Origin of the sequence: Providencia sp. PROV004 (assembly GCF_011045615.1) — a bacterium.
Lineage (GTDB): Bacteria > Pseudomonadota > Gammaproteobacteria > Enterobacterales > Enterobacteriaceae > Providencia > Providencia rettgeri.
In genome coordinates this window covers 1,227,067-1,243,114 of the sequence record NZ_CP042859.1, presented here as the reverse complement: position 1 = coordinate 1,243,114, position 16,048 = coordinate 1,227,067, and the positions used below count along the sequence as shown (strand labels likewise).

The following is a 16,048-nucleotide window of genomic DNA, read 5'->3' as shown; positions in this document are numbered from 1 at the left end:
ACTCAAGAACACACGTAAACGATTTCGCATTTATCTTTTTTCGCAAAAGAAAAAAACCACGCTAAAGCACAAGCAAAAGCGTGGTTTATGCTCAATATCGAAAATATCAAATTAAATTACTTTAAAAGTAATTCATTGATTTTACGTATAAATAGGTTTGGATCTTCCAATGTGCCACGTTCGGCTAACAGTGCTTGATCCAACAAGACATCCACCCAATCAGCAAACACGGATTCATCTGACACTTCTGCAGCTTTTTTCACCAATGGATGCGTTGGGTTCAATTCGAAGTTATATTTTACTTCTGGTGCGGCTTGCCCAGCTGCTGCAAACAGTTTCGCCATTTGTGTACTCATTTCATCCACGTCTGTTGTGACAATGGCAGGCGTATCCGTTAAGCGATGCGTGAGTTTAACGTCTTTAACGCGCTCACCAAGGAATGACTTAACGCGTTCAACAAATGGCTCTAATTGCTTATCCGCTTCCTCTTGTTCTGCTTTGTTTTCATCCGCTAGCTTATCTAATGACTCGTCTGCTTTACTTACGGATTGGAACTGTTTACCGTCGAATTCAGACAGATAGTTCATCATCCATTCGTCAATACGGTCAGATAACAGCAAGACTTCAATACCTTTTTTACGGAATAACTCAAGGTGTGGGCTACCTTTTGCCGCTGCATAGCTGTCTGCAGTGATATAGTAAATTTTATCTTGGCCTTCAACCATGCGGCTAACATACTCTTCTAGAGAGACGTTCTGTACACTGCTATCAGTATGAGTCGTCGCAAAACGCAGAAGTTTAGCAATAGTTTCGCTATTTGCCATATCCTCTGCAGGACCTTCTTTCATCACTAAACCAAATTGTTGCCAGAAAGTTTGGTATTTTTCTGCATCAGATTTGGCCAGTTTTTCCAACATTTGCAGAACACGTTTGGTTAATGCGCTGCGTAAACTACGAGTTAATGCGCTATCTTGCAGTATTTCCCGCGAAACGTTCAACGGTAAATCATTGGAATCCAGCACCCCACGAATAAAGCGCAGGTAATTCGGCATGAACTGTTCCGCGTCATCCATAATAAATACGCGTTGAACATAGAGTTTCAAACCATGCTGTTGGTCACGATTCCATAGATCAAACGGGGCTTTAGACGGCACATACAGCAAGCTAGTATATTCTTGCTTACCTTCTACGCGGTTATGTGTCCATGTCAGCGGGTCTGCATAGTCATGGGAGATATGTTTATAGAATTCTGCGTATTCTTCGTCTGAAATTTCAGATTTACTGCGAGTCCATAATGCTTTCGCTTGGTTAATTTTCTCCCAAGTTACCGTACCGTCTTCTTCATTTTTTTCTTCGATTTCAACGGGTAAAGCAATATGATCAGAATATTTGCTAATCACTGAGCGTAGGCGCCAGTTATCGAGATATTCTTTTTCATCATCACGTAAATGCAAGGTAATTTCAGTGCCGCGCTCCGCTTTTTCAATATCAGCGATGGTATATTCACCTTCACCAGCAGATTCCCAGAACACACCTTCATCGGCAGGAGCACCCGCCGCACGACTACGTACCGTCACTTTATCGGCCACTATAAATGCGGAATAGAAGCCGACACCAAATTGACCAATCATTTGGCTGTCTTTGACTTGGTCGCTACCTAATGACTCTAAAAATGCTTTCGTGCCTGATTTTGCGATAGTTCCAAGGTTTTCAATCACCTCTTCACGGCTCATACCGATACCGTTATCACTGATGGTCAATGTACCTTGGTCTTTATCGGCACTAATACGCACACGCAACTCACCATCGTTTTCATACAATTCTGGTTTAGATAATGCTCGAAAACGCAGTTTATCTGCTGCATCTGATGCGTTGGAGATCAATTCACGTAAGAAAATCTCTTTATTCGAATAAAGAGAGTGGATCATTAATTGGAGGAGTTGTTTAACTTCTGATTGGAAACCACGCGTTTCCTGTCCTTTCATACTCATTAATCGCCTCTATTTCATCAATCTAATTGGATAGGTTTGACTTATCGATGCAGATTAGTTGGGGGCGAAAAACAGAAATTCAAGCGAAAGGGATAAAAAATTTAGCAGACCAAACTCAAAAGCCAATGATTAGAAAGAAAATAATAACAACCGCAATCATTTTAAAGGTAGTTAATGAAAGGAATAATTTTACTCATCTCCAATCATATCCTCTAAATAATTTGTGCTGTAGCTAGGCGTCAAATACGTTAATTCCTAGGAGCATACTAGTATGAGAACCAAGTCACCGAGCCCAGCCCCCTACGGCTCAAATTAGTAACTGAATTCTGTAGGGGGATTTTAGAAAAACGAAATCAATATCATCCTCTAAATAATTTGTGCTGTAGCTAGGCGTCAAATACGTTAATCCCTAGGAGCATACACCAGTATGTGACTAGGGTTAACGCATGAAGACAACAACGCTACAGTGCAAAGTATGACGAGGATATCAAAGTTTAAGGCGGCCGGAGAGCGAATGAGACAACGTCGTACTATCGACTAACTCTAACTCCCCACCCACTGGCACACCGTGCGCAATTCGGCTCGCCGCCACCCCATATTGAGCACACATTTGCCCAATATAGTTTGCCGTCGCTTCTCCTTCAACCGTTGGATTGGTTGCTAAAATCACTTCAGTGATAGTCTCGGACGCCAAACGCTCTTCGAGTCTATCAAGGCCGATATCCATTGGGCCGATTCCATCAAGTGGGGACAAATGCCCCATAAGGACAAAATAACGCCCGGAAAATTGCCCGGTTTGTTCTATTGCATAGATATCTGCTGGACTTTCAACAATACAAATCAAACCATTTTGTTGACGACGTGGGTTATCGCAAATATTACAGATATCTTGTTCTGTAAATGTTCTGCAATCACGGCAATGACCTATTTCAGACATGGCTCGAGTGAGCGATTGCGCTAAACGCATTCCCCCACTTCGGTCACGCTGTAAAAGATGAAAAGCCATTCGCTGCGCTGACTTGGGGCCAACCCCCGGGAGACAGCGCAGAGCTTCCATCAACGATTCAAGAAGCGGACTTGTTTGCATTAGAATGGCATCTTAAAGCCTGGTGGTAATTGCATACCACTAGAAACACTCGCCATTTTTTCTTTTTGAGTTTCTTCGATACGACGTGCAGCATCATTAAATGCCGCTGCAATCAAATCTTCTAACATTTCTTTGTCGTCTTCGAGCAAGCTAGGGTCAATCTCAACACGGCGGCAGTTATGTGAGCCATTAATCGTCACTTTAACTAACCCTGCACCAGATTCGCCTGTAGCTTCTAGTTGAGCGATTTCTTCCTGAACTTTTTGCATTTTATCTTGCATTTGTTGGGCCTGTTTCATCAGGTTACCCAATCCACCTTTACCAAACATAGTTATCTCTCACAACTGAGGCTACAGCTTAATAATGAGACTGTAGCGTTAAACGGGGCGAATACTCTCTTCATCTAATTGCGCATCAAACATTGAGCGCAGTTTTTGAATCGTTTTATCCGCAATAATAGACTGGCGCGCTTGTGCCAGTTTTTCTTCATAAATCGCCTGTCGCCATTCTAACGGGGTTTTCACCTCGCTATTATCATCATGAACGATTTTCAGTTCAACAGTACGACCATATTGTTCACTCAGAGCTTCTTCCAACACTTTGTGGGCCGATGGTTTATCGAGGTGCTTCTGAGCTGAGCGCAAATGTAAAATAATTTGCGAATCACTTAATTCTTCTATATATGAATTCAAAGCTAATTGTTCAACCAGTTTGGGAATATTTAATTTTGCGATTTTCCCTGACCAGCTATCCCGAATTCGCCCTTCTTCAATAATTTTAACGGCTAATTCAGGCGTTTTTTCATATTCCAACGCCTCTTTGATTCCGCTTGGCGTTGTTACCGCTTCTTTTGGAGCCATCGACTCTTCATTTTGCGGTTTCCACTGGTACTGCTTTGGTTTTTGTGGTTTTGCTGCCTGAGCCGCTCTATTTTCCACATTTTGTTGATGTTTGCTGGTCACGGCGGCCAGCCTTTCCAGTGCTGATGCCGCCGGCTTAGCCCTTTCAGGCATCACCGGTTTAGCCTTTTTTGGGCTAGGATCCTCACTTTGGGGAGATTGTAACGCCTGCCTCGCCTTCAATAACTGTAATGTTGGGCTATTGTCTGGCAGATTTTCCGCTCGCACTTGTGTCGGAGGCACCCTTTGCGACATATTTAATGCCGCAGACGGTGCTGATTGAACAGCGGCTTGCGGGATAACCTGTGGCGGAGCTTCAATTTCAGCAATCACATTTTTAGGATGAAAAGCTAATGCACGTAATAGTGCCATTTCAACCCCCATACGCCGCTCAGGGGCATAGGGAAGTTCTTTTCTTCCGACTAATAACGTTTGGTAAAACAATTGGAGATCTGCAGGGGAAATTACCCTTGCAACCTGCCGTAACCGCCCCTCTGTCGAAGATGGGTCTGTTTCTTGCTCAGCTGGAAGCAGTTGGATCATTGCGATACGGTGTAATTGCGACAGAATTTCCACCAGCAAGTTTTCCCAATCTGCACCGCGACTAGCAGCTTGCTCTACCTGTTCCATTACCGCCATGCTATCGGCACGTACTAGTGCTTCAATAATAGCTAATGGCTGTTCGTCATCAAGAGTTCCTAGCATTTGGCTAACGATATCAGCCGTGACTTTCCCTTGCCCCATCGCAATGGCTTGGTCAGTTAAGCTTAATGCATCACGCAAACTGCCATCCGCTGCTCTTGCTATCAACTGACGAGCACGTTGATCATGTTCAATATTTTCTGCATTCAGGATGAGTTCAAGTTGCTCACTGATTTGCGTGACATCTAACGCTTTTAGATGGAACTGCAAGCAGCGGGACAAAATGGTCACAGGGAGTTTTTGCGGATCAGTCGTCGCCAACAAAAACTTCACATGTTCAGGTGGTTCTTCAAGCGTTTTTAATAACGCATTAAAACTATGACGAGACAACATGTGTACTTCGTCAATTAAATAAACTTTGAAGCGCCCACGTGCTGGCGCGTATTGGACATTGTCTAATAATTCACGAGTGTCTTCGACTTTAGTACGAGAGGCTGCGTCAATTTCAATTAAATCGACAAATCGCCCTTGCTCTATTTCAAGGCAGTTGGCACATTGCCCACAAGGCGATGCAGTTATCCCTGTTTCGCAATTAAGGCCTTTGGCAAACAGGCGAGCAATCGTCGTTTTTCCTACGCCACGTGTACCGGAGAAAAGATAGGCATGATGAAGCCGCTGATGCGTTAGCCCATTAGCGAGTGCAGTCAAAACGTGCTGTTGACCAACAACGTCTGAAAATTTTTGGGGGCGCCACTTACGGGCAAGTACCTGATAGCTCATGGATTCCACTGTCATTTAACATGGTACGTGAATATATATAATCATAGTACCATGCTACCACAGCCTCAACCTATACAGCGAGGCTGTGATAAAAATAGAGGGAAAATAAAGATTAGTGGCCTGGGAACTCAACAAGGCTATATGAAGAAACACCTTCTTTTTGTAGACGCTCAACACCGCCAAGATCAGGTAAGCTGATGATAAACGCAGCTTCAACAACATTAGCACCAAGCTGTTTGATCATTTTCACCGTTGCTTCCACTGTACCACCTGTCGCGAGTAGATCATCAACAACTAAGACGTTATCGTCAGGGTTGATGCTGTCTTTATGGATTTCAAGTGTATCCGTACCATATTCAAGGTCGTAAGTCATACTTAATACTTCACGTGGTAATTTCCCTTTTTTACGTACAGGGACAAAACCTACGCCTAAACGTAATGCGACTGGAGCACCGAATAGAAAACCACGTGCTTCAGTTCCTACAATTTTAGTGACGCCTTTATTTTGATAATGTTCGACTAACATATCAATTGTTGCTTGGTATGCAGCAGGGTTATTTAATAAAGTGGTAATGTCACGAAAAATCACACCTTCGATTGGATAATCTTGGATAGATGCGATACTTTCTTTAATCAATTGCAGTTGTTGCTCTTTAGCGGTCATAATAAAAGCCATGTAGTAAACACGAAAGTGTAGAATCTATGTAAAGTACCATAAAAATGCAATAAGAAGCCGTCAATTTGGCATCAGTTTTGTTGCTGAATATCAATATTCCGCTATTTTTGACACTTAATGAGAACAAAAAATGAAAATCCCCGCTCTTTTAGATGCGTTAAAAAAGCAGATTGATGAATTGAAAACTCGAGTGGACCCCATAAAAGACCTTGAGTTTTCACATTCACGCTTCGACATGCAATTGTTTAGCCGCAAATCCACCCGTCTAGGGGATTGCCAAAATGAATTACAGACCTTGTATCAGCAATTGTGCCACAGCGTAACGTTAAACCACAGCGAGCAGGTCAATTTCCTAACGGAGAAAATAGTCCACCAAATACAAGCCATTTCTCGGGAGATTTCTACACAAGCTTTACGTGAGAAAGAATCCAGTTTTACTAAGAAAAAGGAACAGATTGATTTATATGAACGTTTATCACAACACCAAGACTATGAACGACGCTTACAAGCGATGGTGAGTGAAAAAGAGCTTCATTTAAGTGAGCTAACTGACCACCGTCTTCAACACCAGTGCCAAAAAGAACTCGCTGTACTTGCAGGGCGTTTGTACCGTTGCCGCCAAGCACTTTTGCGTATTGAGAAAGCCATTGAACATCAAGAAAATCAATATTTTGATTAAATATTGGAAGGAATCAGTATGAGTTCACTCAAAGATGCTCCACAAGAAATCCAACTTGCTGTTGATTTAATCTACTTATTAGAAACCTCTGAGATAGACACCGATGTGGTTCTCAAAGCACTTGAAATTGTGAAAAATGATTATATGTCAAAACAAGTGCAAGCAGCACAAGCTACCTGCACCAAAGAAACTTAACGGGTCTAGTGCGTTTCACCATCACTATCTTTAGGTCTTCGCTTCACTTCTTGCACTTCATCACCTTTATTATTATGCAAATGAACCTCTAACTGGTTGAATGCAATATCAATGTCATTTTCTCGACATAATTTGTCTATCGCGCGGTTCACTTCATCACTTGTCACGCCACGGTCACCAATTTGCCGCACATAAAAACGTAATTCATGGTCTAACGTACTGGCGCCAAAACTGGTGAAATAAACATTGGGAGCGGGTTCGGTCATCACCTTGTTATTGCTGGTTGCTGCCGATAATAAAACCCGCTTCACTTTATCCAGATCTGAACCATAAGCCACGCCGATCGCAATCGTGATGCGCGTGACGGTGTCTGATAGCGACCAGTTGATCAACCGCTCAGTCACAAAAGCTTTATTCGGAATGATCACTTCTTTACGATCAAAATCGACAATAGTGGTTGCCCGGATACGAATTTTACTTACCGTTCCTGAGTAGGTGCCAATCGTAACAGTGTCTCCAATACGGATCGGCCGTTCGAATAGTAAAATGATCCCTGAGACAAAGTTGGCAAAAATTTCCTGTAAGCCAAACCCTAACCCGACGGTTAAAGCAGCGGCTAACCATTGCAATTTGTTCCATGTCACGCCAATCATCCCTAACGAGGCAATCGCGCCAATCCCCACGATAATATAAGTTAATATTGTCGTAATAGCATAAGTAGAACCCTGACGGAGTTTTAACCGTGATAACACCAATACTTCCAGTAACCCAGGGAGATTTCGCGTCATCACCCAAGACACAATGATGATCACAAGAGCCAATATTAAATTCGCTAAGGTTACGAATTGTAAAATATTTCCCCCTTCTGCCGATGTGGCGGTGTAGCTCCACAAGTTCACGCTATCTAAGAAAGAGAAAATGGTGATAAAGTCAGACCAAATTGCATAAAACGCTAACGCAAAGATAATAAACAACACCATCGTTGTCAGGCGTAGCGATTGCTGGCTAATCAACTCGATGGTCATGAGTGGCTCTTTAATGGGTTCGTTTTCAACATCTTCTTGCTTCAACATCGCACGACGTTCTATAGCACGTTGATATGCCAACTTACGAGCCACCAGTGTTAGTCCCCTTAAGCAAGCATTGTAAGTGATATACCACAGGAGTAGAAGATAGAGGCTATCTAACCAACGATTGGCCAAACGCAATGTGGTGTAGTAATACCCCGCCATCATTAAGCCCACTAAAATTAATGGCGAAAATGTCAGTAATGTCATGACAATACTGCGCGTTAAGTGACTACCTTTCTCTTGCCAAACCTGTTTACAAAATGGGATTGTAAAAATACACAACAGTATAAGAGAAACTAGCACAATTAATTGGCCAATCACGTCCTCAGACACTTTCAGTGGGTTGCTAACGCCATAAGTGGAAAAGAAAATAAGTGGCACCAGAGGAATCGATAGCCTAATCATTCTACGTCGTGTTTGAGATATTTTCTCTTTTTCAATACCAAAATGTTTTTGTGCAATACCTTGGGGTTTCAACACACGAAACGTCAGCTCAAATAACGCCCAAAATATCGCTAACTGTTGGCTGAACTGCCAGAAAAATGGGCCTTGTACATTCCCTGTTTTCAAAAACCAGTAACCAAATGCGAGTAAAAACAGTGAAATAGGCAATGTTTGCATTAATGTCAGCAGAATCGCAAATGGCGTACTTAGTACGCTATCATTGCGCAAACTTGAAAGCCGTTGGTCAATATCTTGCAATCGGTTATTAATTTTACGATTAAACCAAATAAACAGTAGCGCGACCAAAACAAGTGGAATAACCACTAACAGTGAATTACTCACGCCCCGTTTAATGCTGCGGTTTGATAAACTAAAATCAAAGCTATTAATTTGTGTCGCTGCGGCTTCAGGAAAAGCTTTCACCCATTCCAAATCAATCGGTTTATTACTATTCACCCAAAATATTTGCTGTGCCAAGGTATTTTCAAGCGACCCCACTACACTCAATAATTGGTTTTGATCCAGTTGTAGGTTGATTGCTTGCGAAATTTGCCCGCCAAGCTGCTGGTTAAGTTCATCTAATAACCCACGACGAACTTCCAATAGTTTCAATAACGTGGATTTATCTTCCGTTGATAATAATGTGCTATTGGTAAGCTCATCCCCAGTTTTTATCTCAAATTGCTGTTCCAACTTCGTAATATAATCATTAGGTTGGTAAAGTTCATCACGTTGTTGGTTAACATCAAATTGTTCAAGCCGCAAATCGGCGATCGTTGTGGGTAAATTTTTCGTTAGAATATCAGGTGGTAAGTCAATTTGTTGTTGAAACAAAATTCGTGAAAGCAATAAGCTACCGCGTAATACATTAATTTGTTCTTTTAAATTTCGTTCTGACTGTGTCGCTCTTTCAAGCCAGGTTTTTACACGGATACCATTTTGAACCAATTTATTGCTATTTTCTGTCACTGTAATTAACCGGTCGCTCAGCGCATTATTAATCGCAATTTCTTTTTGAATAAGGGGATTTTGTTGAGCTTTGATATCGGTTTCAGAAGTACTTAATGCTTCACGCACCGTTGATTGGGAGTCATTTAGGCGGCGATGACTAATAGCATTTTGTACTTGCTGAATATGATGTTCCAATTGTTCAATATATGCTGCGGTATAATCACGCTGTTTTTGCAGTACATCTTGTAATTGAGTGTTAGCCTCTAGAATACGTTTTTGATATTCATTTTGCTGCTGTAATAAGTACTGTTCAACTTGCAGCATTGTGATTTGAGTCGGCCTTAAATTCACAGATTCATTTAATGAACTATTTAGCTCATTACGAATTTCCTGCAATCGTCTCACATTTTCCAACATCATCGCTTGTGCCCTTTCAGGCTGCGTTTGTAAGCCAATTAATTGGCTACTATAGGTTGCGAGGTCATTTTGTTCTGTTTGCAGATTTTCTAAGTAAGAGGTTTGTAATGCTTTTAATTGTGAAAGAGAGCTATCTTGTATTTTTCGTAGGAAATTTTCGGTGAGTTGTTCATTTTCATTTTTTATTTGCAACAAACCTTGTGCAGCTTGTTTTGATTCTTCACTCGCGCTACTGAGTTTTTTTTGCAGATCAGCCGTTCGTTGTTCGAGTTTATCCAGTTCGTCATAAAAATCTGAGGTTTTTTCCAGATCGGCGAGAACAAGTTTATCTTCCTCACTGAGTGAGTTTTTTTTATTCAATGCATTGAGTGCACTTTTAATTTCATTCTTATCAGGTAAGTTATTTGACGTTAGTGCCGTAATTGAGCTGGAAAAAGATGCGATGAAAAAGAACAGTATGATTGATACTAACTGCTGCCACTTCCATTGTTGTTTCATCATAATGGCATTCCTTTATACGAATAATACGTTGCTTAATTAAACAAAGTGCCGATAACAGCCTATCAGCACCTAATTTTACCTAACCAAACACATTTTACGTAGAATATTAGAAAGTTAATACTTTATCAGCCGTTAATGTCCAGCTTGCAAGCTCGACCAATGTACCAACTTCAACACCATCAGCAAGGGTTAATTCACTCACACCACGGGCATCTGTACAAGTTTTGCATAATTTAACGGGAACATTTTGTGCCGTTAAAATCTCTAACATTTGTTGAAGGTTGTAGCCTTCTTTAGGCTTTTGAGCCGCTAAACCTGCTGTCACTGCATCTGACATCAGAAAAATTTTTAAATCTAACTGTGGCTCTTGCTCTTTTAACGTTATCGCTAATCGCAATGAGTTGAACAATGTTTCACTGCCGTAAGGTGCTCCATTGGCAATAATCAAGATAGAGGTCATGTCGGACTCCACTTATTCAGTTTGAATGGGTTTTAACCGGATCGCGGTATTACATTTTAGTGTTTCTAATAGTGTATCAACCAATGTAATTGTATGTTGATTAATATTAAAATTTTCTGATTGGAGTAGCCAGTTTTCTAACAAACCAGACATTAATGAACGGATCATAATCGCGGCACACTCCACATCAAGGTCTGCTGGAAGCTGCCCCGCATCAATACAGGCAGTCAAGTTATCCACAATTCGGCATTGGCTTGCGACGTAATTAGCGCGTTTAAAATCAACTAACTCTGCCATTTCGCCAACTAATTCGCACTTCAAAAAGAAAATTTCCATCAAAGCGCGGTTTTTAGGGCTTTCAATAAAATCAGTCAAAATATAAACTAATAATTCTCTTAGTATTGAAAGTGGATCGTTGGTATATTTAGAACGATAATATTCTTCGGCTTGTACTATTTGGTTATCACCAAATTCACAAGCTTGATAAAAGAGATCAACTTTGTTTTTGAAATGCCAATATATTACACCTCGGGTAACCCCCGCTGCTTTTGCAATATCGGCTAATGATGTGGCAGAAACTCCTCGTTCAGAGAATGTTTTGATGGCAGCATCTAATATTTCCTGACGGGTTTCTTCAGCCTGTTGTTTAGTTTTTCGTGCCATTGTGACCCGTTTCTATCGAAAGCTGATTTACATACATTCGTGTATGTTTGTACTATAGCACAGTGATAAATCATATTGTTTACCATTTTTCTTATTTTTGTTTTGAACTCATATTGATTAATTGAGGTTAACTTATGCGAAAAAACAGAGGGGTGTTACCTCTGGCTCTGTTAGTTCTTTCAGGTGGCTTGGCTCTATCCGGTTGTAACGATGAACAACAAGGTGGCGGAGAACGCCCGGCGCCTGAAGTAGGAATTGTTACGCTTAAAGCCGAACCTCTGACGCTCAAAACCGAGTTACCAGGCCGAACATCCGCATTTCGTGTTGCCGAGGTTCGCCCTCAGGTTAGTGGCATCATATTGAAGCGCAACTATAAAGAAGGTAGCGACGTAGAAGCAGGGACATCTTTATACCAAATTGACCCGGCACCATTCCAAGCAACCTATGACAGCGCAAAAGCGGAGCTAGCAAAAGCACAAGCTAATGCGAATCTGGCTGCATTAACGGTGAAGCGTTACAAACCATTGTTAGGGACTAATTACATTAGTCGTCAGGAATACGACCAAGCAACGTCAACCTATGCGCAAGCACTCGCTGCCGTCAAAGCGGCTGAAGCGGCGGTTGAAACTGCACGTATCAACCTGAATTATACCAAAGTGACTGCACCGATTAGCGGCCGTACTGGCAAATCGAATGTGACTGAAGGGGCTTTAGTATCAACAGGGCAAACCACTGAATTAATGCGTGTTCAGCAACTTGATCCTATCTATGTTGACGTAACACAATCAAGTGACGATTTCTTACGCCTCAAAAATGAGATAGCGAAAGGCGCTGTACAGCGGGAATCAGGAAAAGCACCTGTCAGCTTGATCAACAACAACGGTCAAGAATACGCACAAAAAGGTGTTCTGGAATTCTCTGATGTCACTGTTGATGAAACAACAGGGTCTATCACGATGAGAGCCATGTTCCCTAACCCGAACAAAGAATTACTTCCAGGTATGTTTGTTCGTGCTGTATTAGAAGATGGTGTTATTGATAATGCGATTCTAGTTCCGCAACAAGGTTTATCTCGTACGGCTCAAGGAACTTCTCAAGTCATGGTTGTTGACGCTGAGAATAAAGTTGAAGTCAGAAAAGTTAAAGCAGGACAAGCAGTTGGCAACAAATGGCTGGTAACTGAAGGTCTAAAAGCAGGTGATCGTGTCATTGTCATCGGCTTACAAAAAATCAAACCAGGAATTGTAGTGAATCCTAAGGAAGCAAACTTAGAAACGCAATCCATAGACAATCAGGCAAAACCTGAAGAAAAGTCTAAATAAGGGAGCGGCTGATTAATGCCTAAGTTTTTTATAGAAAGACCAATTTTTGCGTGGGTAATTGCTATTATCACCATGCTTGCTGGTCTGTTGGCAATTATCCAGTTACCTGTTTCGCAGTACCCGACCATCGCGCCACCGGCTGTTTCTATTTCAGCTAACTATCCGGGAGCGGATGCTGAGACGGTACAAAATACAGTAACGCAGGTTATCGAACAGAACATGAACGGTATCGATAACCTGGTATATATGTCATCGAGCAGTGATTCATCAGGTTCTGCTAGCATTACGCTGACATTTGAAGCAGGAACTGATGGTGATATCGCGCAAGTACAAGTGCAAAACAAATTGCAACTGGCGATGCCATTGTTGCCACAAGAAGTTCAGCAACAAGGTATTAGTGTCGATAAATCAACTAGTTCATTCTTAATGGTTGCGGGTTTCGTTTCTAACGATGGCTCAATGGGGCAATATGATATTGCCGACTATGTAGGGTCAAATATTAAAGACCCACTTAGCCGAGTTAACGGTGTCGGTGAAACTCAACTGTTCGGTACCCAATATGCAATGCGTATTTGGCTAAAACCAGAGCAACTTGTTAAGTACAACATGACCACTACAGATGTCATTAATGCGATCAAGGTTCAAAATAACCAAGTCGCAGCAGGACAACTCGGTGGTTCACCATCTGTAGCAAATCAGCGTTTAAACGTTTCTATCATTGCGCAGACACGGTTAAATAGCCCTGAAGAATTTAGCAATATTTTATTACGTGTAAACCAAGATGGTTCACAAGTACGTATTAAGGATGTTGCTGAGGTCCAATTAGGTGCTGAAAACTATAGTACGATTGCCCGCTTTAATGGTAAGCCAGCAGCAGGTATCGGTATTAAACTGGCAACGGGAGCGAACGCATTAGATACGTCTAATAACGTTCGTGCCGCGCTTGAGGAAATGAAACCTTTCTTCCCTCAAGGGTTAGAGATTGTTTATCCATACGATACAACCCCATTCGTTAAAATTTCAATTAACGAAGTGGTTAAAACGTTAGTAGAAGCAATCATGCTGGTTGTTGTTGTAATGTATTTGTTCCTACAAAACATCCGTGCAACACTGATACCAACGATTGCAGTACCTGTCGTATTGTTAGGTACCTTTGCTATCTTGTCGGCATTTGGTTATTCCATAAACACGTTGACCATGTTCGCGATGGTACTCGCCATCGGGCTTCTCGTCGATGACGCCATCGTTGTTGTTGAGAACGTTGAGCGTGTTATGCAAGAAGAAGGCTTATCACCAAAAGAAGCGACCAAAAAATCAATGGGTCAAATCCAAGGTGCGTTAGTCGGTATTGCAATGGTGCTGTCTGCGGTATTTATCCCTATGGCCTTCTTTGGGGGTTCTACAGGGGCAATTTACCGTCAGTTCTCAATTACCATTGTATCCTCCATGATCTTATCAGTACTGGTTGCGATGATCTTAACGCCAGCACTGTGCGCCACCATGTTGAAGCCAATTGAAAAAGGCAGCCATGGTAGCCAGAAAGGGTTCTTTGGGTGGTTTAACCGTACATTTGAAAAACAAGCACACCACTACACCGACAGTGTAAGCCGTATGCTTAACGGTACTGGTCGTTATCTCGTCATTTACCTGCTGTTAGTGGTTGGTATGGCGTTCATGTTCGTTCGCTTACCGTCTTCCTTCTTACCGGCGGAAGACCAGGGGGTATTCTTGTCAATGATCCAATTACCACCGGGATCAACGCAAGAACAAACCCAAGCGGTACTAGATGAAGTGAATAACTACTACCATACCGAAGAAGCTAAAAACGTTGAATCGGTCTTTACCGTTGGGGGCTTTAGCTTCGCAGGTCAAGGACAAAATATGGGTCTTGCCTTCGTCGTTCTGAAAAATTGGAGCGAACGTAAAGGCGATGAAAACCACGTTGATGCGATTGTACAGCGTGCGAATATCGCACTGTCAAAAAAACAAGAAGCATTGATTTACGCCTTTAACCTACCCGCAATTGTTGAGTTAGGTACCGCAGACGGGTTTGACTTTGAGTTAGTTGATAAAGGTAACTTGGGGCATGATAAACTAATGCAAGCCCGTAACCAGTTGCTTGGATTGGCGGCTCAGCACCCAGAAATGCTTCAAGGTGTTCGCCCAAATGGTCAGGATGATACCTCGCAATACCGTATTTATATTGACCAACAAAAAGCACAGGCTCAAGGTGTCGCTATCAGTGATATCAACGCAACATTGAGTTCTATGTTTGGTGGAAGCTACGTGAATGACTTTATCGACCGTGGTCGTGTGAAGAAAGTTTACGTACAAGGTGACGCAGAAAGCCGTATGTTACCTTCTGACATCAGTAACCTGTATGTTCGTAATAACCAAGGTAAAATGGTTCCGTTCTCTGCATTTATGGACGAATCCAAAGATCCTTGGAAGTATGGTTCACCACGTTTAGAACGTTATAACGGTGTCCCTGCGATGAATATTCAAGGCCAAGCAGCTCCGGGACAAAGTACGGGTGATGCGATGCTGTTAATGGAAAAACTCACCACTGAAAACCTGCCTGAAGGAATTGGTTACGAGTGGACGGGTATGTCTTATCAAGAACGTTTAGCAGGTAACCAAGCCCCTGCACTGTATGCGATTTCTTTGATAGTGGTATTCCTGTGTCTGGCTGCTCTATATGAAAGCTGGTCTGTTCCATTCTCAGTTATGTTAGTGGTTCCATTAGGTATTATTGGTGCGTTATTGTTCACCAGTGTTCGTGGTTTAGACAACGACGTTTACTTTAAAGTGGGCCTCTTAACCACCATTGGGCTATCGGCGAAAAACGCAATATTGATTGTTGAATTCGCCAAAGACTTGATGGAAAAAGAAGGCAAAGGGTTAGTCGAAGCAACACTGAATGCAGTTAAAATGCGTTTACGACCAATTCTGATGACATCTCTAGCATTTATGTTAGGTGTTATCCCACTGGTATTTAGTAATGGTGCAGGTTCTGCATCCCAGAACTCAGTAGGTACTGGTGTTCTTGGGGGTATGTTCGCAGCAACCTCGCTGGCTATCTTCTTCGTTCCTGTATTCTTCGTGGTGATCCGTCGCCGTTTCTCGAAGAAATCAGAGGACATTGAACACAGTCACCCACCAACAGCTCAATAAACGCTGATGAATGACAAAAAGAGCCACTAAATGTGGCTCTTTTTTTATCTAAATGCTGATTCCTATAATGCGCTCTAATACATCATCCCAGTGGACA

At 42.1% G+C, this 16,048-nt stretch carries 12 protein-coding genes; 4 read left to right on the top strand and 8 right to left on the bottom strand.

What is annotated here, in order from left to right; translation table 11 throughout:
• Positions 1-116: 116 nt before the first annotated feature.
• From htpG to apt, 5 genes are all read right to left on the bottom strand, one after another.
• Complete coding sequence (gene htpG / locus FVA69_RS05420) at positions 117-1,985, bottom strand: molecular chaperone HtpG (protein WP_004913627.1); 1,869 nt, start codon at positions 1,983-1,985, stop codon at positions 117-119.
• 493 nt (positions 1,986-2,478) lie between these two features.
• Positions 2,479-3,078 carry a recombination mediator RecR gene (gene recR, locus FVA69_RS05415; RefSeq protein WP_004913633.1) on the bottom strand — a complete coding sequence of 200 codons (600 nt, stop codon included), beginning with the start codon at positions 3,076-3,078 and terminating at the stop codon, positions 2,479-2,481.
• The gene (locus FVA69_RS05410) at positions 3,078-3,407 is read right to left on the bottom strand and encodes a YbaB/EbfC family nucleoid-associated protein (protein WP_004260403.1); all 330 of its coding nucleotides are present in this window, start codon (positions 3,405-3,407) and stop codon (positions 3,078-3,080) included. Before FVA69_RS05410 ends, recR begins: the two co-directional genes overlap by 1 nt.
• A 48-nt stretch (positions 3,408-3,455) precedes the next feature.
• The gene (dnaX, locus tag FVA69_RS05405) at positions 3,456-5,399 is read right to left on the bottom strand and encodes a DNA polymerase III subunit gamma/tau (RefSeq protein WP_123382364.1); all 1,944 of its coding nucleotides are present in this window, start codon (positions 5,397-5,399) and stop codon (positions 3,456-3,458) included.
• Positions 5,400-5,511: 112 nt separating this feature from the next.
• A complete protein-coding gene (gene apt / locus FVA69_RS05400; protein ID WP_004913642.1) occupies positions 5,512-6,063 on the bottom strand; it encodes an adenine phosphoribosyltransferase in 552 nt (183 codons plus the stop codon).
• Between the two features lie 142 nt (positions 6,064-6,205).
• On the opposite strand from apt, the gene priC reads away from it, so the two are divergent.
• Both priC and rsmS read left to right on the top strand, forming a co-directional pair.
• Complete coding sequence (gene priC, locus FVA69_RS05395) at positions 6,206-6,754, top strand: primosomal replication protein PriC (protein ID WP_109912058.1); 549 nt, start codon at positions 6,206-6,208, stop codon at positions 6,752-6,754.
• A gap of 18 nt (positions 6,755-6,772) precedes the next feature.
• Complete coding sequence (gene rsmS, locus FVA69_RS05390) at positions 6,773-6,949, top strand: pleiotropic regulatory protein RsmS (protein ID WP_004913648.1); 177 nt, start codon at positions 6,773-6,775, stop codon at positions 6,947-6,949.
• 5 nt (positions 6,950-6,954) lie between these two features.
• Here the strand turns inward: rsmS and mscK are convergent, their stop codons facing one another.
• The 3 genes from mscK to acrR form a co-directional block, all read right to left on the bottom strand.
• Positions 6,955-10,332 carry a mechanosensitive channel MscK gene (gene mscK, locus FVA69_RS05385; protein WP_117162689.1) on the bottom strand — a complete coding sequence of 1,126 codons (3,378 nt, stop codon included), beginning with the start codon at positions 10,330-10,332 and terminating at the stop codon, positions 6,955-6,957.
• Positions 10,333-10,438: 106 nt separating this feature from the next.
• Positions 10,439-10,792: a DsrE/DsrF/TusD sulfur relay family protein gene (locus FVA69_RS05380; protein ID WP_004913652.1), complete on the bottom strand. Its 354-nt coding sequence runs from the start codon at positions 10,790-10,792 to the stop codon at positions 10,439-10,441.
• 12 nt (positions 10,793-10,804) lie between these two features.
• Positions 10,805-11,455 carry a multidrug efflux transporter transcriptional repressor AcrR gene (acrR, locus tag FVA69_RS05375; protein ID WP_164528507.1) on the bottom strand — a complete coding sequence of 217 codons (651 nt, stop codon included), beginning with the start codon at positions 11,453-11,455 and terminating at the stop codon, positions 10,805-10,807.
• A 134-nt stretch (positions 11,456-11,589) separates the two neighbouring features.
• Between acrR and FVA69_RS05370 the strand changes: the two genes are divergently transcribed.
• Positions 11,590-12,777: an efflux RND transporter periplasmic adaptor subunit gene (locus FVA69_RS05370; RefSeq protein ID WP_004913654.1), complete on the top strand. Its 1,188-nt coding sequence runs from the start codon at positions 11,590-11,592 to the stop codon at positions 12,775-12,777.
• Between the two features lie 15 nt (positions 12,778-12,792).
• Positions 12,793-15,951 (top strand): efflux RND transporter permease subunit, encoded by a 3,159-nt coding sequence (locus FVA69_RS05365; protein ID WP_109912056.1) that lies wholly within the window; start codon positions 12,793-12,795, stop codon positions 15,949-15,951.
• The last annotated feature ends 97 nt before the right edge of the window (positions 15,952-16,048 follow it).